The sequence below is a fragment of the Citrobacter sp. Ce119 genome, assembly GCF_030334525.1.
GTDB lineage: Bacteria > Pseudomonadota > Gammaproteobacteria > Enterobacterales > Enterobacteriaceae > Citrobacter > Citrobacter europaeus.
Genome location: NZ_JAOWDR010000044.1, coordinates 1 through 23,740 on the forward strand (window position 1 = coordinate 1; position 23,740 = coordinate 23,740).

Sequence of the window (23,740 nt, forward strand, 5' to 3'; positions counted from 1 at the left end):
CGTGGTATCACCATCAACACTTCTCACGTTGAATATGACACCCCGACTCGCCACTACGCACACGTAGACTGCCCGGGCCACGCCGACTATGTTAAAAACATGATCACCGGTGCTGCGCAGATGGACGGCGCGATCCTGGTTGTTGCTGCGACTGACGGCCCGATGCCGCAGACTCGTGAGCACATCCTGCTGGGTCGTCAGGTAGGCGTTCCGTACATCATCGTGTTCCTGAACAAATGCGACATGGTTGATGACGAAGAGCTGCTGGAACTGGTAGAAATGGAAGTTCGTGAACTTCTGTCTCAGTACGATTTCCCGGGCGACGACACTCCGATCGTTCGTGGTTCTGCTCTGAAAGCGCTGGAAGGCGAAGCAGAGTGGGAAGCGAAAATCATCGAACTGGCTGGCTTCCTGGATTCTTACATCCCAGAACCAGAGCGTGCGATTGACAAGCCGTTCCTGCTGCCTATCGAAGACGTATTCTCCATCTCCGGTCGTGGTACCGTTGTTACCGGTCGTGTAGAGCGCGGTATCATCAAAGTTGGTGAAGAAGTTGAAATCGTTGGTATCAAGGACACTGCTAAGTCTACTTGTACCGGCGTTGAAATGTTCCGCAAACTGCTGGACGAAGGCCGTGCTGGTGAGAACGTTGGTGTTCTGCTGCGTGGTATCAAACGTGAAGAAATCGAACGTGGTCAGGTACTGGCTAAGCCGGGCTCTATCAAGCCGCACACCAAGTTCGAATCTGAAGTGTACATTCTGTCCAAAGACGAAGGCGGCCGTCATACTCCGTTCTTCAAAGGCTACCGTCCGCAGTTCTACTTCCGTACTACTGACGTGACTGGTACCATCGAACTGCCGGAAGGCGTTGAGATGGTAATGCCGGGCGACAACATCAAAATGGTTGTTACCCTGATCCACCCAATCGCGATGGACGACGGTCTGCGTTTCGCAATCCGTGAAGGCGGCCGTACTGTTGGTGCGGGCGTTGTTGCCAAAGTAATGAGCTAATTGCCGAATAACATTTGACGCAATGCGCAATAAAAGGGCATCATTTGATGCCCTTTTTGCACGCTTTCACACCAGAACCTGGCTCATCAGTGATTTTTTTTGTCATAATCATTGCTGAGACAGGCTCTGAAGAGGGCGTTTAGTCCGAAACGCACCAGAGCATTTCGGTTTGGATTGCCTCGCTTACGCGGGGTGAAAATGTTTGTAGAATACTTCTGACAGGTTGGTTTATGAGTGCGAATACCGAAGCTCAAGGAAGCGGGCGCGGCCTGGAAGCGATGAAGTGGGTTGTTGTCGCTGTATTGCTGCTTGTAGCTATCGTTGGCAACTACCTCTATCGTGACATGATGCTGCCGCTGCGTGCGCTGGCCGTAGTGATTCTGATTGCCGCAGCGGGTGGTGTCGCGCTGTTGACAACAAAAGGTAAAGCGACCGTTGCTTTTGCCCGTGAAGCGAGAACCGAAGTCCGTAAGGTCATTTGGCCAACTCGCCAGGAAACATTGCACACCACATTAATTGTGGCTGCGGTTACCGCAGTAATGTCACTGATCCTGTGGGGACTGGATGGTATTCTGGTTCGCCTGGTATCCTTTATCACTGGCCTGAGGTTCTAAGATGTCTGAAGCCCCTAAAAAGCGCTGGTACGTCGTTCAGGCGTTTTCCGGTTTTGAAGGCCGCGTAGCCACGTCGCTGCGCGAATATATCAAGTTACAAAATATGGAAGAGCTGTTTGGCGAAGTCATGGTTCCGACTGAAGAAGTGGTCGAAATCCGTGGTGGCCAGCGTCGCAAGAGCGAACGTAAATTCTTCCCGGGCTATGTACTGGTCCAGATGGTGATGAATGACGCAAGCTGGCACCTGGTGCGTAGCGTGCCGCGTGTGATGGGCTTTATCGGCGGTACTTCTGACCGTCCGGCGCCGATCAGCGACAAAGAAGTTGATGCGATCATGAACCGTCTGCAGCAGGTTGGCGATAAGCCGCGTCCGAAAACGATGTTTGAGCCAGGTGAAATGGTTCGCGTTAGCGACGGTCCGTTCGCTGACTTTAATGGCGTGGTTGAAGAAGTGGACTACGAGAAGTCTCGTCTGAAAGTTTCCGTATCTATCTTCGGTCGTGCGACTCCGGTTGAACTGGACTTCGCTCAGGTTGAAAAAGCCTAATACGCCGATCAAAAAAGCGACGATTTAATCGTTGCACAAGGCGCGAGATTGGAATACAATTTCGCGCCTTTTGTTTTTATGGATCCTGTCCGTAAAACGAATTTAATCACGGGGAGCCTCCTTGAGGCGCTATAACCCAATCAGAGGAATTTAGAATGGCTAAGAAAGTCCAAGCCTATGTCAAGCTGCAGGTTGCAGCTGGTATGGCTAACCCGAGTCCGCCGGTAGGTCCAGCACTGGGTCAACAAGGCGTGAACATCATGGAATTCTGCAAAGCGTTCAACGCTAAAACTGATTCCATGGAAAAAGGTCTGCCGATCCCGGTTGTTATCACCGTTTACGCTGACCGTTCTTTCACTTTCGTTACCAAAACGCCTCCGGCAGCAGTTCTGCTGAAGAAAGCGGCTGGTATCAAGTCTGGTTCCGGCAAGCCGAACAAAGACAAAGTGGGTAAAATTTCCCGCGCTCAGCTGCAGGAAATCGCGCAGACCAAAGCTGCCGACATGACTGGTTCCGACATTGAAGCGATGACTCGCTCCATTGAAGGTACTGCACGTTCCATGGGCCTGGTAGTGGAGGACTAAGAAATGGCTAAACTGACCAAGCGCATGTCCGTGATCCGTGACAAAGTTGATGCTACTAAGCAGTACGACATCAACGAAGCTATTGCTCTGCTGAAAGAGCTGGCCACTGCTAAATTCGTAGAAAGCGTGGACGTTGCTGTTAACCTCGGCATCGACGCTCGTAAATCTGACCAGAACGTACGTGGTGCAACTGTACTGCCGCACGGTACTGGCCGTTCCGTTCGCGTAGCCGTATTTACCCAGGGCGCAAACGCTGAAGCTGCTAAAGCTGCAGGCGCTGAGCTGGTAGGTATGGAAGATCTGGCTGAACAGATCAAGAAAGGCGAAATGAACTTTGACGTTGTTATTGCTTCCCCGGATGCAATGCGCGTTGTTGGCCAGCTGGGTCAGGTTCTGGGTCCGCGCGGCCTGATGCCAAACCCGAAAGTTGGTACTGTAACTCCTAACGTTGCTGAAGCAGTTAAGAACGCTAAAGCTGGTCAGGTTCGTTACCGTAACGACAAAAACGGCATCATCCACACCACCATCGGTAAAGTGGATTTTGACGCTGACAAACTGAAAGAAAACCTGGAAGCTCTGCTGGTTGCGCTGAAAAAAGCAAAACCGACTCAGGCAAAAGGCGTGTACATCAAGAAAGTTAGCATCTCCACCACCATGGGTGCTGGTGTTGCCGTTGATCAGTCCGGTCTGACTGCGACTGTGGCGAACTAATATTCGCCTTTACGTGGGCGGTGATTTTGTCTACAATCTTACCCCCACGTTTCTGCTAATTGCAGACGTATATCCGAGATATTCAGGCTGTGGCAAGGCGACAACTGAGTGAATCGCCGAGAGCATAGTCAACTATGTGGCTGGTGTGAACGAAGGCAGTCAACGCCGGCACAGATTGAATAGCGACAGATAGACAAGATTTGTTCGTTGGAGCCTGGCCTATCCAGGCCTCCGTCGAAGACCGCAGGTGTTTCGTAAGAAACTTAATGCCCTGCGTAGACGGTGACAGAACGCTAAGATTATTTCTGATACTCTGGCTTGTTTCTGCTCACCGTATTTAGACGCTCTCTCCGTTGGGGGGAGTGAAGTGAGTTCCGGAACATGAGTTCCGGCAAACATCCAGGAGCAAAGCTAATGGCTTTAAATCTTCAAGACAAACAAGCGATTGTTGCTGAAGTCAGCGAAGTAGCCAAAGGCGCGCTGTCTGCAGTAGTTGCGGATTCCCGTGGCGTAACTGTAGATAAAATGACTGAACTGCGTAAAGCAGGTCGTGAAGCTGGCGTATACATGCGTGTTGTTCGTAACACCCTGCTGCGCCGCGTCGTTGAAGGTACTCAGTTCGAGTGCCTGAAAGACACGTTTGTTGGTCCGACCCTGATTGCATACTCTATGGAACACCCGGGCGCTGCTGCTCGTCTGTTCAAAGAGTTCGCGAAAGCGAATGCAAAATTTGAGGTCAAAGCCGCAGCCTTTGAAGGTGAGTTGATTACGGCATCGAATATCGATCGCCTGGCAACTCTGCCGACCTACGAAGAAGCAATTGCACGCCTGATGGCAACCATGAAAGAAGCTTCGGCTGGCAAACTGGTTCGTACTCTGGCTGCTGTACGCGATGCGAAAGAAGCTGCTTAATCGCAGTTATCTTTCTCAAGCATCTGCTTACGTATAAACTTATTCTGATTTTCAGGAACAATTTAAATGTCTATCACTAAAGATCAAATCATTGAAGCAGTATCCGCTATGTCCGTAATGGACGTTGTAGAACTGATTTCTGCAATGGAAGAAAAATTCGGTGTTTCTGCTGCTGCTGCTGTAGCTGTAGCTGCAGGCCCGGCTGAAGCTGCTGAAGAAAAAACTGAATTCGACGTAATTCTGAAAGCTGCTGGCGCTAACAAAGTTGCTGTTATCAAAGCAGTACGTGGCGCAACTGGCCTGGGTCTGAAAGAAGCTAAAGACCTGGTAGAATCTGCACCGGCTGCGCTGAAAGAAGGCGTGAGCAAAGACGACGCAGAAGCACTGAAAAAATCTCTGGAAGAAGCTGGCGCTGAAGTTGAAGTTAAATAAGCCAACTTTTCTGGTTGCAGCCTAAGAAATTAGGCTGATGGCTGGTGACTTTTTAGTCACCAGCCTTTTTGCGCTGTAAGGCGCCAGTAGCATTTCACACTGTTTGACTACTGCTGTGCCTTTCAATGCTTGTTTCTATCGACGTCTTAATATACTGCGACAGAGCGTCAGTTCTGTGTAAATCGCAATGAAATGGTTTAAGCGTGATAGCAACAGGCATTGCGGAAAGTATTCGATTTTCCGGTCAACAAAATAGTGTTGCACAAACTGTCCCTTCGTCGGACAGATGGGTCGACTTGTCAGCGAGCTGAGGAACCCTAATGGTTTACTCCTATACCGAGAAAAAACGTATTCGTAAGGATTTTGGTAAACGTCCACAAGTGTTGGACATACCTTATCTCCTTTCTATCCAGCTTGACTCGTTTCAGAAGTTCATCGAGCAAGATCCTGAAGGGCAGTATGGTCTGGAAGCAGCTTTCCGTTCCGTTTTCCCGATTCAGAGCTACAGCGGTAATTCCGAGCTGCAATACGTCAGCTACCGTCTTGGCGAACCGGTGTTTGACGTTCAGGAATGTCAGATCCGTGGCGTGACCTATTCCGCACCGCTGCGCGTAAAACTGCGTCTGGTGATCTACGAGCGCGAAGCGCCGGAAGGCACCGTAAAAGACATTAAAGAACAAGAAGTCTACATGGGCGAAATTCCGCTCATGACCGACAACGGTACCTTTGTTATCAACGGTACTGAGCGTGTTATCGTTTCTCAGCTGCACCGTAGTCCTGGCGTCTTCTTTGACTCCGACAAAGGTAAAACCCACTCTTCGGGTAAAGTGCTGTATAACGCGCGCATCATTCCTTACCGTGGTTCCTGGCTGGACTTCGAATTCGATCCGAAGGACAACCTGTTCGTACGTATTGACCGTCGCCGCAAACTGCCTGCGACCATTATTCTGCGTGCGCTGAACTACACCACTGAGCAGATCCTTGACCTGTTCTTTGAGAAAGTTGTTTTCGAAATTCGTGACAACAAGCTGCAGATGGAACTGGTGCCGGAACGCCTGCGTGGTGAAACCGCCTCCTTTGACATTGAAGCTAACGGCAAAGTCTACGTCGAAAAAGGCCGTCGCATCACTGCGCGCCACATTCGCCAACTGGAAAAAGACGATATCAAACATATCGAAGTTCCGGTTGAATACATTGCTGGCAAAGTTGCGGCTAAAGACTACGTTGACGAATCTACCGGCGAGCTGATCTGCGCAGCTAACATGGAGCTGAGCCTGGATCTGCTGGCTAAGCTGAGCCAGTCTGGTCACAAGCGTATCGAAACGTTGTTCACTAACGATCTGGACCACGGTCCGTACATTTCAGAAACTGTACGCGTCGACCCAACCAACGATCGTCTGAGCGCGCTGGTAGAAATCTACCGCATGATGCGCCCTGGTGAGCCGCCGACTCGTGAAGCTGCTGAAAGCCTGTTCGAGAACCTGTTCTTCTCCGAAGACCGCTATGACCTGTCTGCGGTTGGTCGTATGAAGTTCAACCGTTCTCTGCTGCGCGACGAAATCGAAGGTTCCGGTATCCTGAGCAAAGACGACATCATCGAAGTGATGAAGAAGCTCATCGATATCCGTAACGGTAAGGGCGAAGTCGATGATATCGACCACCTCGGCAACCGTCGTATCCGTTCCGTAGGCGAAATGGCGGAAAACCAGTTCCGCGTTGGCCTGGTACGTGTTGAGCGTGCGGTGAAAGAGCGTCTGTCTCTGGGCGATCTGGATACCCTGATGCCTCAGGATATGATCAACGCCAAGCCGATTTCTGCAGCAGTGAAAGAGTTCTTTGGTTCCAGCCAGCTGTCTCAGTTTATGGACCAGAACAACCCGCTGTCTGAGATTACGCACAAACGTCGTATCTCTGCACTCGGCCCGGGCGGTCTGACCCGTGAGCGCGCAGGCTTCGAAGTTCGAGACGTACACCCGACTCACTACGGTCGCGTATGTCCAATCGAAACGCCTGAAGGTCCGAACATCGGTCTGATCAACTCCCTGTCCGTGTACGCCCAGACTAACGAATACGGCTTCCTCGAGACTCCGTACCGTAAAGTGACCGACGGTGTTGTAACTGACGAAATTCATTACCTGTCTGCTATCGAAGAAGGCAACTACGTTATCGCTCAGGCGAACTCCAACCTGGATGACGAAGGCCACTTTGTAGAAGATTTGGTTACCTGCCGTAGCAAAGGCGAATCCAGCTTGTTCAGCCGTGACCAGGTTGACTACATGGACGTATCCACCCAGCAGGTGGTATCCGTCGGTGCGTCCCTGATCCCGTTCCTGGAACACGATGACGCCAACCGTGCATTGATGGGTGCGAACATGCAACGTCAGGCGGTTCCGACTCTGCGTGCTGATAAGCCGCTGGTTGGTACCGGTATGGAACGTGCTGTTGCCGTTGACTCCGGTGTTACTGCAGTTGCTAAACGTGGCGGTACCGTACAGTACGTTGACGCATCCCGTATCGTTATCAAAGTTAACGAAGACGAGATGTATCCGGGCGAAGCGGGTATAGACATCTATAACCTGACCAAATACACCCGTTCTAACCAGAACACCTGTATCAACCAGATGCCTTGCGTATCTCTGGGCGAGCCGGTTGAACGTGGTGATGTGCTGGCTGACGGTCCGTCCACCGACCTCGGTGAACTGGCGCTGGGTCAGAACATGCGCGTGGCATTCATGCCATGGAATGGTTACAACTTCGAAGACTCCATCCTCGTATCCGAGCGTGTTGTCCAGGAAGATCGTTTCACCACCATCCACATTCAGGAACTGGCATGTGTGTCCCGTGACACCAAGCTGGGGCCAGAAGAGATCACCGCTGACATCCCGAACGTGGGTGAAGCTGCGCTCTCCAAACTGGATGAATCCGGTATCGTTTATATCGGTGCGGAAGTGACCGGTGGCGACATTCTGGTTGGTAAGGTAACGCCGAAAGGTGAAACCCAACTGACGCCAGAAGAGAAGCTGCTGCGTGCGATCTTCGGTGAGAAAGCGTCTGACGTTAAAGACTCTTCTCTGCGCGTGCCAAACGGTGTTTCCGGTACGATTATCGACGTTCAGGTCTTTACTCGCGATGGCGTAGAAAAAGACAAACGTGCGCTGGAAATCGAAGAGATGCAGCTGAAGCAGGCGAAAAAAGACCTGTCTGAAGAACTGCAGATCCTCGAAGCTGGCCTGTTCAGCCGTATCTACGCTGTGCTGGTTTCCGGTGGTGTTGAAGCTGAGAAGCTCGACAAACTGCCGCGTGACCGCTGGTTAGAACTCGGCCTGACCGACGAAGAGAAACAGAATCAGCTGGAACAACTGGCTGAGCAGTACGACGAACTGAAACACGAGTTCGAGAAAAAACTCGAAGCGAAACGCCGTAAAATCACTCAGGGCGACGATCTGGCACCGGGTGTGCTGAAGATTGTTAAGGTTTATCTGGCGGTTAAACGTCGGATCCAGCCTGGTGATAAGATGGCAGGTCGTCACGGTAACAAGGGTGTAATCTCTAAGATCAACCCGATCGAAGATATGCCACACGATGCTAACGGTACGCCGGTAGATATCGTTCTGAACCCGCTGGGCGTACCATCGCGTATGAACATCGGTCAGATCCTTGAAACCCACCTGGGTATGGCTGCTAAAGGTATCGGCGATAAGATCAACGCCATGCTGAAACAGCAGCAAGAAGTCGCGAAACTGCGCGAATTCATCCAGCGTGCTTACGATCTGGGTTCAGATGTTCGTCAGAAAGTTGACCTGAATACCTTCAGCGATGAAGAAGTTCTGCGTCTGGCTGAAAACCTGAAAAAAGGTATGCCGATCGCAACGCCGGTATTCGACGGTGCGAAAGAGTCTGAAATCAAGGAACTGTTACAGCTGGGTGGCCTGCCGACTTCCGGTCAGATCACACTGTTCGACGGTCGTACCGGTGAGCAGTTCGAGCGCCAGGTTACCGTTGGCTACATGTACATGCTGAAACTGAACCACCTGGTTGATGACAAGATGCATGCGCGTTCTACCGGTTCTTACAGCCTGGTTACTCAGCAGCCGCTGGGTGGTAAGGCGCAGTTCGGTGGTCAGCGCTTCGGGGAGATGGAAGTATGGGCGCTTGAAGCATACGGCGCGGCATACACCCTGCAGGAAATGCTCACCGTTAAGTCTGATGACGTGAACGGTCGTACTAAGATGTATAAAAACATCGTGGACGGCAACCATCAGATGGAACCAGGCATGCCAGAATCCTTCAACGTACTGTTGAAAGAGATTCGTTCGCTGGGTATCAACATCGAGCTGGAAGACGAGTAACTCTCGATCAAACAGGTCACTGGTGCTGGCGTAACAGCCAGCGCCAGATTGTGCTAACTCCGACGGGAGCAAATCCGTGAAAGATTTATTAAAGTTTCTGAAAGCGCAGACTAAAACCGAAGAGTTTGATGCGATCAAAATTGCTCTGGCTTCGCCAGACATGATCCGTTCATGGTCTTTCGGTGAAGTTAAGAAGCCGGAAACCATCAACTACCGTACGTTCAAACCTGAACGTGACGGCCTTTTCTGCGCCCGTATCTTTGGGCCGGTAAAAGACTATGAGTGCCTGTGCGGTAAGTACAAGCGCCTGAAACACCGTGGTGTGATCTGTGAGAAGTGCGGCGTTGAAGTGACCCAGACCAAAGTACGCCGTGAGCGTATGGGCCACATCGAGCTGGCGTCTCCGACCGCTCACATCTGGTTCCTGAAATCTCTGCCGTCCCGTATCGGTTTGCTGCTCGATATGCCGCTGCGCGATATCGAACGTGTACTGTACTTCGAATCTTATGTTGTTATCGAAGGCGGTATGACTAACCTGGAACGTCAACAGATCCTGACTGAAGAGCAGTATCTGGACGCGCTGGAAGAGTTCGGTGACGAATTCGACGCGAAGATGGGTGCGGAAGCCATTCAGGCCCTGCTGAAGAGCATGGATCTGGAGCAAGAGTGTGAAACTCTGCGCGAAGAGCTGAACGAAACCAACTCCGAAACCAAGCGTAAGAAGCTGACCAAGCGTATCAAACTGCTGGAAGCCTTCGTACAGTCTGGCAACAAGCCAGAGTGGATGATCCTGACCGTTCTGCCGGTTCTGCCGCCAGATCTGCGTCCGCTGGTTCCGCTGGATGGTGGTCGTTTCGCAACATCGGATCTGAACGATCTGTATCGTCGCGTTATCAACCGTAACAACCGTCTGAAACGTCTGTTGGATCTGGCTGCGCCGGACATCATCGTACGCAACGAAAAACGTATGCTGCAGGAAGCGGTTGACGCCCTGCTGGATAACGGTCGTCGCGGTCGTGCGATCACCGGTTCTAACAAACGTCCTCTGAAATCTTTGGCCGACATGATCAAAGGTAAACAGGGTCGTTTCCGTCAGAACCTGCTCGGTAAGCGTGTTGACTACTCCGGTCGTTCTGTAATCACCGTAGGTCCATACCTGCGTCTGCATCAGTGCGGTCTGCCGAAGAAAATGGCACTGGAACTGTTCAAACCGTTCATCTACGGCAAGCTGGAACTGCGTGGCCTCGCCACCACCATCAAAGCCGCTAAGAAAATGGTTGAGCGTGAAGAAGCTGTCGTTTGGGATATCCTGGACGAAGTTATCCGCGAACACCCGGTACTGCTGAACCGTGCACCAACACTGCACCGTCTGGGTATCCAGGCATTTGAACCAGTACTGATCGAAGGTAAAGCTATCCAGCTTCACCCGCTGGTTTGTGCGGCATATAACGCCGACTTCGATGGTGACCAGATGGCTGTTCACGTACCGCTGACGCTGGAAGCCCAGCTCGAAGCGCGTGCGCTGATGATGTCTACCAACAACATCCTGTCTCCGGCGAACGGCGAACCTATCATCGTTCCGTCTCAGGACGTTGTATTGGGTCTGTACTACATGACCCGTGACTGTGTTAACGCCAAAGGCGAAGGCATGGTGCTGACTGGCCCGAAAGAAGCTGAGCGTATCTATCGCGCAGGTCTGGCCTCTCTGCATGCGCGCGTTAAAGTGCGTATCACTGAATATGAAAAAGATGAAAACGGCGAATTCGTTGCGCACACCAGCCTGAAAGACACGACCGTTGGTCGCGCCATTCTGTGGATGATCGTACCGAAAGGTCTGCCTTTCTCCATCGTCAACCAGGCGCTGGGCAAGAAAGCAATCTCCAAAATGCTGAACACCTGTTACCGCATTCTGGGCCTGAAGCCGACCGTTATCTTCGCTGACCAGACAATGTACACCGGCTTTGCTTATGCAGCGCGTTCAGGTGCATCTGTTGGTATTGATGACATGGTCATCCCAGAGAAGAAACACGAGATCATCTCTGAAGCAGAAGCTGAAGTTGCTGAGATCCAGGAGCAGTTCCAGTCTGGTCTGGTAACCGCAGGCGAACGCTATAACAAAGTTATCGATATCTGGGCTGCGGCGAACGATCGTGTATCCAAAGCGATGATGGATAACCTGCAAACTGAAACCGTTATTAACCGTGACGGCGTAGAAGAGCAGCAGGTTTCCTTCAACAGCATCTACATGATGGCCGACTCCGGTGCGCGTGGTTCCGCAGCACAGATTCGTCAGTTGGCCGGTATGCGTGGTCTGATGGCGAAGCCAGATGGCTCCATCATCGAAACGCCGATCACCGCGAACTTCCGTGAAGGTCTGAACGTACTCCAGTACTTCATCTCTACTCACGGTGCGCGTAAAGGTCTGGCGGATACCGCACTGAAAACAGCGAACTCCGGTTATCTGACTCGTCGTCTGGTTGACGTCGCGCAGGATCTGGTGGTGACTGAAGACGATTGTGGCACTCTGGAAGGCATCACCATGACCCCGGTTATCGAGGGTGGTGACGTTAAAGAACCGCTGCGCGATCGCGTATTGGGTCGTGTGACTGCTGAAGACGTTCTGAAGCCGGGCACCGCGGATATTCTGGTTCCACGCAACACGCTGCTGCATGAACAGTGGTGTGACCTGCTGGAAGAGAACTCCGTTGACTCCGTTAAAGTCCGTTCCGTTGTATCCTGTGACACCGACTTTGGTGTATGTGCGCACTGCTACGGTCGTGACCTGGCGCGTGGCCACATCATCAACAAAGGTGAAGCAATCGGCGTTATCGCGGCACAGTCCATCGGTGAACCGGGTACACAGCTGACGATGCGTACGTTCCACATCGGTGGTGCGGCATCTCGTGCGGCTGCTGAATCCAGCATCCAGGTGAAAAACAAAGGTAGCATCCGTCTGAGCAATGCGAAGTCGGTTGTGAACTCCAGCGGTAAACTGGTTATCACCTCACGTAACACCGAACTGAAACTGATCGACGAATTCGGTCGTACCAAAGAAAGCTATAAAGTGCCTTACGGCTCCGTTATGGCGAAAGGTGATGGCGAACAGGTTGCTGGCGGCGAAACCGTAGCGAACTGGGATCCGCACACCATGCCGGTTATCACCGAAGTGAGTGGTTTCGTCCGCTTCACTGACATGATCGACGGCCAGACCATTACTCGTCAGACCGACGAGCTGACCGGTCTGTCTTCTCTGGTGGTTCTGGATTCTGCAGAGCGTACTGCGGGTGGTAAAGACCTGCGTCCGGCACTGAAAATTGTTGATGCTCAGGGCAACGACGTTCTGATCCCAGGCACCGATATGCCTGCTCAGTACTTCCTGCCGGGTAAAGCAATTGTTCAGCTGGAAGATGGCGTACAGATCAGCTCTGGTGACACCCTGGCGCGTGTTCCGCAGGAATCAGGCGGTACCAAGGATATCACCGGTGGTCTGCCGCGCGTTGCGGACCTGTTCGAAGCACGTCGTCCGAAAGAGCCGGCAATCCTGGCTGAAATCAGCGGCATCATTTCCTTCGGTAAAGAGACCAAAGGTAAACGTCGTCTGGTTATCACCCCGGTAGACGGTAGCGAACCATACGAAGAGATGATTCCGAAATGGCGTCAGCTCAACGTGTTCGAAGGTGAACGTGTAGAACGTGGTGACGTTGTTTCCGACGGTCCGGAAGCGCCGCACGACATCCTGCGTTTGCGTGGTGTGCATGCTGTAACTCGTTACATTGTTAACGAAGTTCAGGACGTATACCGTCTGCAGGGCGTTAAGATTAACGATAAACACATCGAAGTTATCGTTCGTCAGATGCTGCGTAAAGCCACCATCGAAAACGCTGGTAGCTCCGACTTCCTGGAAGGCGAGCAGGTTGAATACTCCCGCGTCAAGATTGCCAACCGCGATCTGGAAGCGAACGGCAAAGTGGGTGCAACGTTCTCCCGCGATCTGCTGGGTATCACCAAAGCGTCTCTGGCAACCGAGTCCTTCATCTCTGCAGCATCGTTCCAGGAAACCACGCGTGTCCTGACCGAAGCCGCTGTTGCAGGTAAACGTGATGAACTGCGCGGTCTGAAAGAGAACGTAATCGTGGGTCGTCTGATCCCGGCAGGTACCGGTTATGCGTACCACCAGGATCGTATGCGCCGTCGCGCAGCGGGCGAACTGCCGGCTGCTCCGCAGGTGACTGCTGAAGATGCGTCTGCCAGCCTGGCAGAACTGCTGAATGCAGGCCTGGGCGGTTCTGACAACGATTAATCGTTGCTGACCATAATAAAAAAACCCGCTTCGGCGGGTTTTTTTATGTCTATGTTATGCCTGATGGCGATGTGCTTGTCGGGCCTGGGAGGCGACGAATCCAACCGGCAATGTCATTAATTTACCGGCGGTAAACGCCGATAAAGCTCAATCATGTCTCCCGCCAAATCCTGAATCACCATCGCGTTCATCAGGTGATCCTGCGAATGGACGGTGATGAGATTAACCGGTAGCTTGCCGGTACCTTCGTCAATTCCGATCAGTTGGGTCTGGATTTTATGCGCTTGTTTAACGTACTCGCGTGATTCCGTCATCGCTTGTTCTGCACCCGGGAAATCACCTTTACGCGCCAGTTGTAGCGCCGTCAGGGCCTGACTGCGCGCAGCGCCGGCGTTTACCAATAATTCCATGATGATCGTTTCTAACTCTTCCATGCCATCACTCCAGTAGTTTCAGCGCTTTGTCCAGTACAGCATCGCCTTTCATCATGCCGTAATCCATCATATCGATGACGGCGACCTTTTTGCCTAGCGGATCGGCGAGCGCCTGCAGCTTGGCCTGCTCATACTTAACCTGTGGACCGAGCAACACGATATCCGCAGTGGCGATATTCTCTGCAAATTCAGCCACCGGGACCGCTTTGATAGTGACGTCGACACCTTTTTTCTGGGCGGCATCTTTCATCTTTTGCACCAGCATACTGGTGGACATTCCGGCGGCACAGCATAAAACGATGTTTTTCATAAGCAGTCTCGAGCAACATGTGTGGGTTGATAATTATCGCGAGCCAACTGTAACAACAACTGCTTTGCAACGATTGTGTGCAAGGCATCACAAAGAAAACCACTTTTTCTGAAACCGGTTACAAAAAGAGGCAAAACCCTACGATCTGGACCGGGGCCGTCGGCTTTTTGACTCGCTTATCACATGCGGGAATATATAATTACTGTCAATAAAGACATGTTATAAAAAACAGTATTGACAGCCTTTTTTAAACCCGTATGTTAATACTTAACAGCGGAGAAATTGTAGTTTGCTGTTAACGTAGTAAGTGTTAGTAGAGCTTTATTGGGGGTTGCGATAAAGGCCACGAAGTATTTTTGTATGGGATAGTCGATGCTGAAAACACTATTTTTTCACTTCGACAATGCTTTCAGGCCACGTAGTTGATTTAACTAATCGCAAAAAGTCAGTTAAACGCGACGATGTAACGCCATGATTTAATAGTAAATGTTTGCGACATCTGTTTTTCTGGTTATCGCAAGGGAAATAAGGCAACGCATCAAAGAGTATATGTCGCGAGGGGAAGTGTACTTGTTTAGGTCACCAGCCTTGAGTTCTATTATCAAGCGGGTGGAATGTGTTTAACGGTAAATAGAGGAAGGTTTTAGTTAGTATCCATATCCAATATTATCTGTGGTAAACGTGTACATTTTAAAGCAGTACCATCAGCAGTATTAAATCGTTAAGTTTATTAATGTTAAATCTGAAGTGTGTAGTAACTTAAAGCCCTGACTGCAATAGTCGGGGCTTTTGTTCATTGTAGATCAAGCGGTTATCCGGGATGCTCAGCCGCGATGGTTTAACATTTCATCACTCAGTGAGTATTAAAAAAATTAATGCTTGCTTAATGATTAGAAGTAGGTCTACTATAGCGGCATCGGTTTGGAACACAGACCTTATGCAAGCAGTTTTAGTAAAGCAGTTCTCAGTTCAAGCGTTATCCTCAGATACTCTTCTTCATGAGCCTCCTCCCTAAGTGCCCCATAAGTTAATTTCTGCAAAACAGGCCATCTTCGCTGCGTAAGCGGCTCAAAAAAATGAAAGGAAGTATCTATGTCTAACAAAATGACTGGTTTAGTAAAATGGTTTAACTCTGAGAAAGGCTTCGGCTTTATCACTCCTCAGGACGGTAGCAAGGACGTGTTTGTGCATTTCTCTGCTATCCAGAGTAACGATTATAAAACGTTAGACGAAGGTCAAAAGGTGGAGTTCTCCGTAGAGAATGGCGCCAAAGGCCCGTCTGCTGTTAACGTTGTCGCGCTGTAAACGCCGATAATTTCACGAACGCTTACGATAGCGATGAAGGCCAGAGCCTGAGCAGTTAAGTGCCAGTGAAGAAAAAACCCGCGAAAGCGGGTTTTTTTGTTTATGCTGACCCGTCCTGAATAGCGTTGGACTTAGGGCATCTGGGCAGCGCGTCCCAGATAGCTGTCCCAGTCTTTCCACACGGGCTGTAATCCCTGCGCCATGAGTGCTTCAGCAACGGCTTCCGGGCGACGAGCGTCATGTGGGGAGAACTGTTCCAGTTCAGGATGGTTATCGGCATAACCACCGGGCTGGGTTTTTGAGAAGGCGCTGACATTGTTGATCGCCAGCGGGATCACATGGTCACGAAACCATGGCGATTCTCGGGTAGAAAGCGACAGCTCAATTTCTGGTGCCAGTAAACGAAACGCGCAAATGGTCTGGACCAACTGTCGCTCATCCATGATCGATGCTGGCTCAACGCCTCCGGTGCATGGGCGCAGGCGAGGGAAGGAGATGGAGTAGCGGCTCTGCCAGTAATGCTGCTGCATCCACAACAGATGTTCAGCCACCATATAGCAATCAACACGCCAGCTGTCGGACAAACCAATTAACGCGCCAAGACCGATTTTGTCGATCCCGGCGCGGCCCAGCCTGTCCGGCGTTTCCAGTCGCCAGAAGAAATCCTGCTTTTTCCCCTTCAGATGGTGGTGGGCGTAAATCGCTTCATGATAACTCTCCTGATACACCATCACGCCATCCAGCCCCAGCGTCTTCAGCTCCGCATATTCAGCTTCTGACAACGGCTGTACCTCCATCTGTAATGAGGCAAACTGGCGGCGAATAGCGGGTAAATGGTGACGAAAATAATCCATCCCCACTTTTGCCTGATGTTCACCGGTGACCAGCAGCAGATGCTCAAAACCCAGATCACGGATAGCCGCACACTCCCGTTGTATCTCATCTTCGTCCAGCGTTTTGCGTTTGATACGGTTGCTCATCGAAAAACCGCAGTAGGTGCAGTCGTTGGCGCAAAGATTAGAAAGATAGAGCGGGACGTAAAAACTAACGGTGTTGCCGAAACGCTGACGGGTGAGCTTCTGCGCCCGCTGCGCCAGCGGCTCCAGATAATCGGCAGCGGCGGGGGAAAGCAGTGCCATCAAATCATCGCGGCTAAGCTGTGAAGCGTTGAGGGCGCGCTCCACGTCAGCGGCGGTTTTACCGTTGATGCGCAGGCGGATGTCGTCCCAGTCCAACTGTCGCCAGCGGTCGCTGAACGTTTTCATGAGAAAGCCTCCAGGAATCCGGTTAATGGGCTGGTGGCGCTTGCTTGTGAACTTTTGCTTCCGGGTACCGCCTGGCGAGCCAGCAAGCCTGCTTCAACCGCCAGACGGAATGCTGTCGCCATCATCACTGGGTCATCCGCCACGGCAATCGCCGTATTGACCAGCACCGCGTCGGCGCCCATTTCCAGCGCCTGCGTGGCGTGGCTGGGGACGCCGATACCCGCATCAACCACAACCGGCACGGTCGCCTGTTGGATAATAATCTCCAGCATCGCTTTGGTTTCCAGCCCCTGATTAGAACCGATGGGCGCGCCGAGCGGCATTACCGCCGAACAGCCAACCTCTTCCAGCCGTTTGCACAGCACCGGATCTGCGCCACAGTAAGGCAGTACCACGAAGCCCTGTTTCACCAGTGCTTCTGCGGCTTTCAACGTTTCGATCGGGTCCGGCAATAGCCAGCGGGCGTCCGGGTGGATTTCTAATTTCAGCCAGTGGGTGCCCAGTGCTTCGCGCGCCAGTTGGGCGGCAAAAATCGCCTCTTCAGCGGTTTTCGCCCCGGATGTATTGGGCAGCAGCGTAACGCCCGCTTCAATGAGCGGCGCCAGGATAGCGTCGTTGTGCTGACGTAAATCCACGCGCTTCATTGCCAGTGTCACCAGTTGGCTGCCGGAGGCGCGAATCGCCTCGACCATTAGCTGCGATGACGCAAATTTTCCGGTACCGGTGAACAGATGTGAATCAAACGTTTTGTCGGCAATACGTAACATATCAACCCCCTGCAATAACCTGAAAAAGCAGGATCTGGTCGCCTTCCTGCACGATTTGCTGCTCCCACTGCTCGCGCGGCAGGATCTGCTGATTGAGCGCCAGCGCCGCGCCCGGTTTAAGCTGATTAAGCGTAGCGAGCAGGCTGCTGACGGTCTGTCCTTCGGCGCACTGCATCGGCTCATCATTGAACTGAATCTGCATGTTGCCCTCCGCATACCGGGCAGCCGCTGGCACGTCGTAGCGCGAGGCTGCGCCACTGGCTGGTTTTGCCGTCAAACAAGCGTAGCTCTCCGCTGGGCGTCTCAATACCGCTGAGTAATTTAATCGCTTCCAGCGCCTGCAAGGTGCCCATCACGCCAACAACCGGTCCGACGATACCGGCGGTACGGCAGTTGCGTTCAGGCTCTACATCATCTGGCCACAGGCAGCGATAACAGCCTTGTTCCCACGGTGGCGTGAGCACCATCAGTTGGCCGCCAAAGCCGACGGCGCTGGCGGTGATGAGCGGTGTGTTGAGCGTTACGCAGGCGGCATTAATTTCCTGGCGCGTGGCCATGTTATCGGTACAGTCGAGCACCACATCGGCACGTGCTACCGCATGCCGGAGCGCATCGCCTTTCAGTCGCTGCTGGAGCGATACCAGTTCGATATCCGGGTTGAGCCGCGTCAGGCGCTGCTGGGCAACCTGAGATTTTGAACGCGCGATATCATCAGTGGTAAACAGGATCTGGCGCTGCAGATTGCTCAGATGAATATCGTCATCGTCTACCAGCGTCAGTTTGCCGATGCCTGCTCCCGCCAGATACAGCGCGGCAGGCGAACCTAACCCGCCTAAACCGATAATCAGCACATGGCTATCGAGCAGCTTTTGTTGGCCTTCAATGGCGATATCGCCGAGCAGGATCTGGCGGCTGTAGCGCATAAAGTCGCGGTCATTCATCGCCCACTCCCGCGATATCCAGTAGCTGGCCCGTGGCTTCACGCCAGTCAGCCGCCTGAGTAATCGCGCTGACCACGGCAATGCTCCCGACACCGGTCGCCAGCACTGCCGGGGCACGCTCAAGGCTGATACCGCCAATGGCGACGGTCGGGTAATCCGCCAGTCGTTCAATATGACTTGCCAACTGTGTCAGCCCCTGCGGGGCGGAAGGCATCTGCTTGGTTTGCGTGGGGAAGACATGACCCAGCGCGATATAAGAAGGTTTAGCGGCGAGCGCGACGTTTATCTCCATATCATCGTGAGTGGACACCCCCAGGCGTAGCCCCGCCGTTTGAATCGCTTTCAGGTCGGTGGTTTCAAGATCTTCCTGGCCCAGATGCACACCGTAAGCGCGGTGCTTAATTGCCAGACGCCAGTAATCGTTGATGAACAGCCGGGCGTCATAGCGACGCCCCAGCTCAATGGCGGCCATGACGTCGGCTTCGACCTCTTCATCACGCTTATCTTTAATGCGCAGTTGGATCGTGCGCACGCCTGCCTGCAGCAGGCGTTCAATCCATTGCACGCTGTCCACCACTGGGTAAAGCCCGAGGCGGAACGGCACGGTTGGGAAATCAGGCTGGTACATTACGCCTCCTCTTTTTTGAGGTAGATTTCGCCGCCTTTGGCACGGAAGTTTTCCGACATATCCGCCATCCCCACTTCAATGGTTTGCGCGGCGGCGTAGTCGCGGACCTCCTGGCTGATTTTCATCGAGCAGAACTTCGGCCCGCACATGGAACAGAAGTGGGCGACCTTGCCGGACTCCTGTGGCAGGGTTTCATCGTGGTAGGCGCGGGCGGTGAACGGGTCGAGCGCGAGGTTAAACTGGTCTTCCCAGCGGAATTCGAAGCGCGCTTTCGACATCGCGTTATCGCGGATCTGCGCGCCCGGATGGCCTTTCGCTAAGTCAGCGGCGTGGGCGGCAATCTTGTAGGTAATCAGCCCTTGCTTCACATCTTCTTTGTTCGGCAGGCCGAGGTGCTCTTTCGGCGTCACGTAACACAGCATCGCGCAGCCAAACCAGCCGATCATCGCCGCACCGATCCCGGAAGTGAAGTGGTCATAGCCCGGCGCGATGTCAGTGGTCAATGGCCCTAAGGTGTAGAACGGTGCTTCGTGGCAGCTCTCCAACTCTTCGGTCATGTTGCGCTGGATCATATGCATGGGTACATGACCCGGGCCTTCAATCATCACCTGCACGTCGTATTCCCAGGCGATTTTGGTCAGCTCGCCCAGCGTATGCAGTTCGGAGAACTGCGCTTCGTCGTTCGCATCCTGAATTGAACCCGGGCGCAGGCCGTCACCCAGCGACAAGGAGACGTCGTAGGCGGCGCAGATTTCGCAAATCTCGCGGAAATGTTCGAACAGGAAGTTCTCTTTGTGATGAGAAAGGCACCATTTCGCCATAATTGAACCGCCGCGTGAGACAATGCCGGTCAGGCGTTTGGCGGTCATTGGCACGTAGCGCAGCAGCACGCCCGCGTGAATGGTGAAGTAGTCGACGCCCTGTTCAGCCTGCTCCAGCAGCGTGTCGCGGAAGGCTTCCCAGGTGAGATCTTCGGCGATCCCGTTGACCTTCTCGAGCGCCTGGTAGATCGGTACAGTACCGATCGGTACCGGACTGTTACGCAAAATCCACTCGCGGGTTTCGTGGATATAGCGGCCGGTGGAGAGATCCATCACCGTGTCTGCGCCCCAGCGCGTTGACCACACCAGTTTTTCTACCTCTTCTTCGATAGAGGAGGTGACGGCAGAGTTGCCGATGTTCGCGTTAACCTTCACCAGGAAGTTACGACCGATGATCATCGGCTCGGATTCCGGGTGGTTGATGTTGGCAGGGATAATCGCGCGGCCCGCGGCGACTTCATCACGCACGAATTCCGGCGTAATGTTTTCCGGCAGGCGCGCGCCAAAGCTCATCCCCGGATGCTGGTGGCGCAGCACTTCACTACGAATGCGCTCGCGGCCCATGTTTTCGCGGATGGCGATAAATTCCATCTCCGGGGTGACTATCCCCTGGCGCGCGTAATGCAGTTGGGTGACTCGCTTACCGGCTTTGGCGCGCTTTGGCGTCAGCAGGCCAGTGAAACGTAGCTCGTCCAGACCATCATCGGCCAGACGTTCTTTGGTATAAGCGGAACTACGGACGTCTAATTCTTCGCTATCGTTACGCGCGACAATCCACGGCTGGCGCAGTTTTGCCAGACCCTGCTGGACGTTTATCGCCACGTCAGGATCGCCATACGGCCCGGAGGTGTCGTACACCGGCACGGCTTCGTTCTCTTCGAACTGCGGGTTGTCTTTGCTACCGCCAATCAGCGTCGGGCTGAGCTGAATTTCGCGCATCGGAATGCGGATATCCGGCTGCGAACCAGTGATATAAATGCGTTTTGAGTTTGGAAAGGCGGTCCCTTCCAGGGTATCGATAAAATGTTGGGCTTGAGCGCGCTGTTCGCGGCGTGAAGGTTTAGTAGTGGCAGACATAGCTCATTCCAGATAAAAGTAAGGATATGGCTTGTCAGACGACGGATGAAGCAAGAGAGAAGCTCGCCCGGAGGCGATGCTATTGCAGATTGACTCTTGTTCCCTTCGCAGGTTTTAACCTGATCAGGTTCCGCGGATCCCGAATTAACGGTCTCAGCCTTTTCCACTCATGCTGTTGTGGAAAATAAGCACTCCGACAAGAAGTAACCTCAGTTAAGAGGTAATGAATGTAAGCTACGCGTTAATGCCGCAAATCTCAAGCATGACGTTTGAGAGTACTACTCTCGTGCATCGCGTCAAATACCAACATGATCAGCTTATCTTCCAGCACGAAACGGGCTTCCAGCGCCTCGCCGAGATCTGATAAAACCTGTTGGAATTCAAGGAAGTTATCATGATCAATCGCCGTTTCCAGACTGGTATCATAGTAGTTCATGATCAGCTGCGTATTGGCTTCCAGCAGCGGCCAAATTTTTGTGGCTTTTAAAAGCTGCCCGTTCCCTTCCAATTTATGGAGAATACGTTCATAAATACTGAAGTGTCCGGTGGAGAGGTAATCGACCAGGCTCTGACAAAAATCATCCAGCGCTTTTTCATTGAGTCGCATGTACGATTCTTTGCCAGGCTTAATGCCAACCAGATTGTAGTAAGCCACGAGCAGGTGCTTACGTACATGTAGCCAGCGATCAACCAGTTTATTACTTCCTCCGACGTGCTCCGTCAGGCTTTCCAGCTGGTTTAGCATGATTGACTCCGCAAGATGGTGTTAAGGAACTGCTCACCCGTAAATGTAAAAATAATGTAAACAACATGCCTGTGAAGCAAAGGTTGCGCAAGAGATATGGATCGTATAATTGAAAAATTTGATAGCGGCTGGTGGATTGTCAGTCATGAGCAAAAGTTATGGTTGCCTCATGGCGAACTGCCTTACGGCGACGCAGCCCGTTTTGATCTGACCGGGCAGCGCGCCATGCCAATAGGCGAATGGGAAGGGGAGACAGTCTGGCTGGTGCAGCAGCAGCGTCGACACGATATGGGGTCGGTACGCCAGATCATTGACCAGGATGTTGGTTTGTTTCAACTGGCCGGACGCGGCGTACAGCTGGCCGAGTTTTACCGTTCGCATAAATTCTGCGGTTACTGTGGTCATCCCATGCACCCGAGTAAAACGGAATGGGCGATGCTGTGTAGCCACTGTCGCGAACGCTACTACCCGCAAATTGCCCCCTGCATTATCGTCGCCATTCGCCGTGATGACTCTATCCTGCTCGCCCAGCATGTTCGCCATCGTAACGGTGTGCATACCGTGCTGGCAGGTTTTGTCGAAGTGGGCGAGACCCTGGAACAGGCGGTGGCGCGTGAAGTCATGGAAGAGAGCGGCATTAAGGTGAAAAATCTGCGCTACGTCACTTCTCAGCCATGGCCGTTCCCGCAGTCTTTGATGACCGCATTTATGGCGGAGTATGATAGCGGCGAAATTGTTATTGACCCGAAAGAGCTGCTGGAAGCGAACTGGTATCGCTATGACGACTTACCGCTTTTACCCCCGCCAGGCACCGTCGCGCGTCGATTGATTGAAGACACTGTGGCAATGTGTCGGGCTGAGTACGAGTAAAGAACGAGTGGTGATACACTGATGGACTGACGCAATAAGGAACTGCAAAAATGACCGAACTGAAGAACGATCGTTATCTGCGTGCGCTGCTGCGCCAGCCCGTTGATGTCACTCCGGTATGGATGATGCGCCAGGCAGGCCGCTATCTACCGGAATATAAAGCCACGCGCGCCGAGGCGGGCGATTTTATGGCGCTGTGCAAAAATGCCGAGCTGGCCTGCGAAGTCACGCTGCAGCCGCTACGTCGCTATAAACTTGATGCCGCGATCCTCTTCTCGGATATCCTGACGATTCCCGATGCGATGGGACTTGGGCTGTATTTTGAAGCCGGAGAAGGCCCACGCTTCACCTCGCCGATCGCCAGCAAGGCTGATGTCGACAAACTGCCGATCCCGGACCCGGAAGATGGCTTGGGTTACGTGATGAATGCGGTGCGCACTATTCGCCGTGAACTGAAAGGCGAAGTACCGCTGATCGGCTTCTCCGGTAGTCCGTGGACGCTGGCGACCTATATGGTCGAAGGCGGCAGCAGCAAGGCCTTCACCGTGATTAAAAAGATGATGTACGCCGATCCAAAAGCGCTGCATCTGCTGCTTGATAAGCTGGCGAAGAGCGTCACCCTGTACCTGAACGCGCAGATCAAAGCGGGCGCGCAGTCGGTGATGATTTTCGATACCTGGGGCGGCGTGCTGACCGGTCGCGACTATCAGCAGTTCTCCCTGTACTACATGCACAAAATCGTCGATGGCCTGCTGCGTGAGAACGAAGGTCGTCGCGTACCGGTGACGCTGTTCACCAAAGGTGGCGGCCAGTGGCTGGAAGCGATGGCGGAAACCGGCTGTGATGCGTTAGGTCTCGACTGGACTACCGATATTGCCGATGCGCGTCGTCGTGTTGGTCATAAAGTGGCGCTACAGGGCAATATGGATCCGTCCATGCTGTATGCGCCGCCAGCCCGCATCGAAGAAGAGGTTGCGACGATTCTGGCCGGATTCGGTCACGGTGAAGGTCATGTCTTTAACCTGGGCCACGGCATCCATCAGGACGTACCGCCGGAACATGCTGGGGTGTTTGTGGAGGCGGTGCATCGCCTGTCCGAACAATACCACCGCTAAGG

General features: G+C 52.8%; 21 protein-coding genes and 1 riboswitch. Of the genes, 12 read left to right on the forward strand and 9 right to left on the reverse strand.

Going from position 1 to position 23,740, the window contains the following annotated elements; translation table 11 throughout:
* From tuf to rpoC, 9 genes are all read left to right on the forward strand, one after another.
* Positions 1-1,011 (forward strand): elongation factor Tu (tuf, locus tag OGV80_RS06445; RefSeq protein ID WP_286514208.1); only part of this gene is annotated, 1,011 nt, incomplete at its 5' end.
* Positions 1,012-1,241: 230 nt separating this feature from the next.
* Complete coding sequence (gene secE, locus OGV80_RS06450; RefSeq protein WP_003033128.1) at positions 1,242-1,625, forward strand: preprotein translocase subunit SecE; 384 nt, start codon at positions 1,242-1,244, stop codon at positions 1,623-1,625.
* Position 1,626: 1 nt separating this feature from the next.
* Positions 1,627-2,172 carry a transcription termination/antitermination protein NusG gene (gene nusG / locus OGV80_RS06455; RefSeq protein ID WP_003033125.1) on the forward strand — a complete coding sequence of 182 codons (546 nt, stop codon included), beginning with the start codon at positions 1,627-1,629 and terminating at the stop codon, positions 2,170-2,172.
* Between the two features lie 155 nt (positions 2,173-2,327).
* Positions 2,328-2,756 carry a 50S ribosomal protein L11 gene (gene rplK, locus OGV80_RS06460; protein ID WP_003033122.1) on the forward strand — a complete coding sequence of 143 codons (429 nt, stop codon included), beginning with the start codon at positions 2,328-2,330 and terminating at the stop codon, positions 2,754-2,756.
* A 3-nt stretch (positions 2,757-2,759) separates the two neighbouring features.
* Complete coding sequence (rplA, locus tag OGV80_RS06465) at positions 2,760-3,467, forward strand: 50S ribosomal protein L1 (RefSeq protein WP_016155300.1); 708 nt, start codon at positions 2,760-2,762, stop codon at positions 3,465-3,467.
* 414 nt (positions 3,468-3,881) lie between these two features.
* The gene (gene rplJ, locus OGV80_RS06470) at positions 3,882-4,379 is read left to right on the forward strand and encodes a 50S ribosomal protein L10 (protein WP_005132895.1); all 498 of its coding nucleotides are present in this window, start codon (positions 3,882-3,884) and stop codon (positions 4,377-4,379) included.
* A gap of 66 nt (positions 4,380-4,445) precedes the next feature.
* A complete protein-coding gene (gene rplL / locus OGV80_RS06475) occupies positions 4,446-4,811 on the forward strand; it encodes a 50S ribosomal protein L7/L12 (RefSeq protein WP_000028882.1) in 366 nt (121 codons plus the stop codon).
* Between the two features lie 320 nt (positions 4,812-5,131).
* A complete protein-coding gene (rpoB, locus tag OGV80_RS06480; RefSeq protein WP_003033111.1) occupies positions 5,132-9,160 on the forward strand; it encodes a DNA-directed RNA polymerase subunit beta in 4,029 nt (1,342 codons plus the stop codon).
* Between the two features lie 76 nt (positions 9,161-9,236).
* Positions 9,237-13,460 carry a DNA-directed RNA polymerase subunit beta' gene (gene rpoC, locus OGV80_RS06485; protein ID WP_043018017.1) on the forward strand — a complete coding sequence of 1,408 codons (4,224 nt, stop codon included), beginning with the start codon at positions 9,237-9,239 and terminating at the stop codon, positions 13,458-13,460.
* Between the two features lie 116 nt (positions 13,461-13,576).
* On the opposite strand, the gene OGV80_RS06490 is transcribed toward rpoC, so the two are convergent.
* Both OGV80_RS06490 and OGV80_RS06495 read right to left on the reverse strand, forming a co-directional pair.
* Positions 13,577-13,894 carry a PTS lactose/cellobiose transporter subunit IIA gene (locus tag OGV80_RS06490; RefSeq protein ID WP_043018018.1) on the reverse strand — a complete coding sequence of 106 codons (318 nt, stop codon included), beginning with the start codon at positions 13,892-13,894 and terminating at the stop codon, positions 13,577-13,579.
* 4 nt (positions 13,895-13,898) lie between these two features.
* Positions 13,899-14,204 carry a PTS sugar transporter subunit IIB gene (locus OGV80_RS06495; protein ID WP_043018019.1) on the reverse strand — a complete coding sequence of 102 codons (306 nt, stop codon included), beginning with the start codon at positions 14,202-14,204 and terminating at the stop codon, positions 13,899-13,901.
* Between the two features lie 1,092 nt (positions 14,205-15,296).
* Here OGV80_RS06495 and cspE point away from each other — a divergent pair.
* Positions 15,297-15,509: a transcription antiterminator/RNA stability regulator CspE gene (cspE, locus tag OGV80_RS06500; protein ID WP_043018020.1), complete on the forward strand. Its 213-nt coding sequence runs from the start codon at positions 15,297-15,299 to the stop codon at positions 15,507-15,509.
* A 131-nt stretch (positions 15,510-15,640) separates the two neighbouring features.
* Here the strand turns inward: cspE and thiH are convergent, their stop codons facing one another.
* From thiH to OGV80_RS06535, 7 genes are all read right to left on the reverse strand, one after another.
* Positions 15,641-16,774 carry a 2-iminoacetate synthase ThiH gene (gene thiH, locus OGV80_RS06505; RefSeq protein WP_043018021.1) on the reverse strand — a complete coding sequence of 378 codons (1,134 nt, stop codon included), beginning with the start codon at positions 16,772-16,774 and terminating at the stop codon, positions 15,641-15,643.
* Positions 16,771-17,541, reverse strand: a complete 771-nt coding sequence (thiG, locus tag OGV80_RS06510; protein ID WP_087050389.1) for a thiazole synthase — start codon at positions 17,539-17,541, stop codon at positions 16,771-16,773. The genes thiH and thiG overlap by 4 nt, the downstream gene beginning before the upstream one ends.
* Position 17,542: 1 nt before the next feature.
* Positions 17,543-17,743 (reverse strand): sulfur carrier protein ThiS, encoded by a 201-nt coding sequence (thiS, locus tag OGV80_RS06515; RefSeq protein ID WP_001583973.1) that lies wholly within the window; start codon positions 17,741-17,743, stop codon positions 17,543-17,545.
* Complete coding sequence (locus OGV80_RS06520; RefSeq protein WP_075145379.1) at positions 17,724-18,482, reverse strand: HesA/MoeB/ThiF family protein; 759 nt, start codon at positions 18,480-18,482, stop codon at positions 17,724-17,726. The genes thiS and OGV80_RS06520 overlap by 20 nt, the downstream gene beginning before the upstream one ends.
* On the reverse strand, positions 18,475-19,110 hold the full coding sequence (gene thiE / locus OGV80_RS06525; RefSeq protein WP_087052697.1) for a thiamine phosphate synthase: 636 nt from the start codon (positions 19,108-19,110) through the stop codon (positions 18,475-18,477). Before thiE ends, OGV80_RS06520 begins: the two co-directional genes overlap by 8 nt.
* The gene (gene thiC, locus OGV80_RS06530) at positions 19,110-21,008 is read right to left on the reverse strand and encodes a phosphomethylpyrimidine synthase ThiC (protein ID WP_043018025.1); all 1,899 of its coding nucleotides are present in this window, start codon (positions 21,006-21,008) and stop codon (positions 19,110-19,112) included. The genes thiE and thiC overlap by 1 nt, the downstream gene beginning before the upstream one ends.
* Before the next feature lie 83 nt (positions 21,009-21,091).
* Positions 21,092-21,214, reverse strand: a riboswitch (TPP riboswitch).
* A 50-nt stretch (positions 21,215-21,264) separates the two neighbouring features.
* The gene (locus OGV80_RS06535; RefSeq protein WP_043018026.1) at positions 21,265-21,753 is read right to left on the reverse strand and encodes an Rsd/AlgQ family anti-sigma factor; all 489 of its coding nucleotides are present in this window, start codon (positions 21,751-21,753) and stop codon (positions 21,265-21,267) included.
* Positions 21,754-21,849: 96 nt separating this feature from the next.
* Between OGV80_RS06535 and nudC the strand changes: the two genes are divergently transcribed.
* Both nudC and hemE read left to right on the forward strand, forming a co-directional pair.
* Positions 21,850-22,623, forward strand: coding sequence for an NAD(+) diphosphatase (gene nudC / locus OGV80_RS06540; RefSeq protein WP_047407335.1), 774 nt, complete (start codon positions 21,850-21,852; stop codon positions 22,621-22,623).
* A 50-nt stretch (positions 22,624-22,673) separates the two neighbouring features.
* Positions 22,674-23,738: a uroporphyrinogen decarboxylase gene (hemE, locus tag OGV80_RS06545; protein WP_043018028.1), complete on the forward strand. Its 1,065-nt coding sequence runs from the start codon at positions 22,674-22,676 to the stop codon at positions 23,736-23,738.
* Positions 23,739-23,740: the final 2 nt, after the last annotated feature.

Coding starts and splice junctions, on each gene's coding strand:
- cspE (WP_043018020.1), top strand. CDS start 15,297: ATGTCTAACAAAATGACTGGTTTAGTAAAATGGTTTAACTCTGAGAAA.
- rplJ (WP_005132895.1), top strand. CDS start 3,882: ATGGCTTTAAATCTTCAAGACAAACAAGCGATTGTTGCTGAAGTCAGC.
- rplK (WP_003033122.1), top strand. CDS start 2,328: ATGGCTAAGAAAGTCCAAGCCTATGTCAAGCTGCAGGTTGCAGCTGGT.
- nudC (WP_047407335.1), top strand. CDS start 21,850: ATGGATCGTATAATTGAAAAATTTGATAGCGGCTGGTGGATTGTCAGT.
- thiH (WP_043018021.1), bottom strand. CDS start 16,774: ATGAAAACGTTCAGCGACCGCTGGCGACAGTTGGACTGGGACGACATC.
- nusG (WP_003033125.1), top strand. CDS start 1,627: ATGTCTGAAGCCCCTAAAAAGCGCTGGTACGTCGTTCAGGCGTTTTCC.
- OGV80_RS06535 (WP_043018026.1), bottom strand. CDS start 21,753: ATGCTAAACCAGCTGGAAAGCCTGACGGAGCACGTCGGAGGAAGTAAT.
- thiG (WP_087050389.1), bottom strand. CDS start 17,541: ATGTTACGTATTGCCGACAAAACGTTTGATTCACATCTGTTCACCGGT.
- rpoB (WP_003033111.1), top strand. CDS start 5,132: ATGGTTTACTCCTATACCGAGAAAAAACGTATTCGTAAGGATTTTGGT.
- OGV80_RS06490 (WP_043018018.1), bottom strand. CDS start 13,894: ATGGAAGAGTTAGAAACGATCATCATGGAATTATTGGTAAACGCCGGC.
- thiS (WP_001583973.1), bottom strand. CDS start 17,743: ATGCAGATTCAGTTCAATGATGAGCCGATGCAGTGCGCCGAAGGACAG.
- thiE (WP_087052697.1), bottom strand. CDS start 19,110: ATGTACCAGCCTGATTTCCCAACCGTGCCGTTCCGCCTCGGGCTTTAC.
- thiC (WP_043018025.1), bottom strand. CDS start 21,008: ATGTCTGCCACTACTAAACCTTCACGCCGCGAACAGCGCGCTCAAGCC.
- OGV80_RS06520 (WP_075145379.1), bottom strand. CDS start 18,482: ATGAATGACCGCGACTTTATGCGCTACAGCCGCCAGATCCTGCTCGGC.
- OGV80_RS06495 (WP_043018019.1), bottom strand. CDS start 14,204: ATGAAAAACATCGTTTTATGCTGTGCCGCCGGAATGTCCACCAGTATG.
- secE (WP_003033128.1), top strand. CDS start 1,242: ATGAGTGCGAATACCGAAGCTCAAGGAAGCGGGCGCGGCCTGGAAGCG.
- hemE (WP_043018028.1), top strand. CDS start 22,674: ATGACCGAACTGAAGAACGATCGTTATCTGCGTGCGCTGCTGCGCCAG.
- rplL (WP_000028882.1), top strand. CDS start 4,446: ATGTCTATCACTAAAGATCAAATCATTGAAGCAGTATCCGCTATGTCC.
- rplA (WP_016155300.1), top strand. CDS start 2,760: ATGGCTAAACTGACCAAGCGCATGTCCGTGATCCGTGACAAAGTTGAT.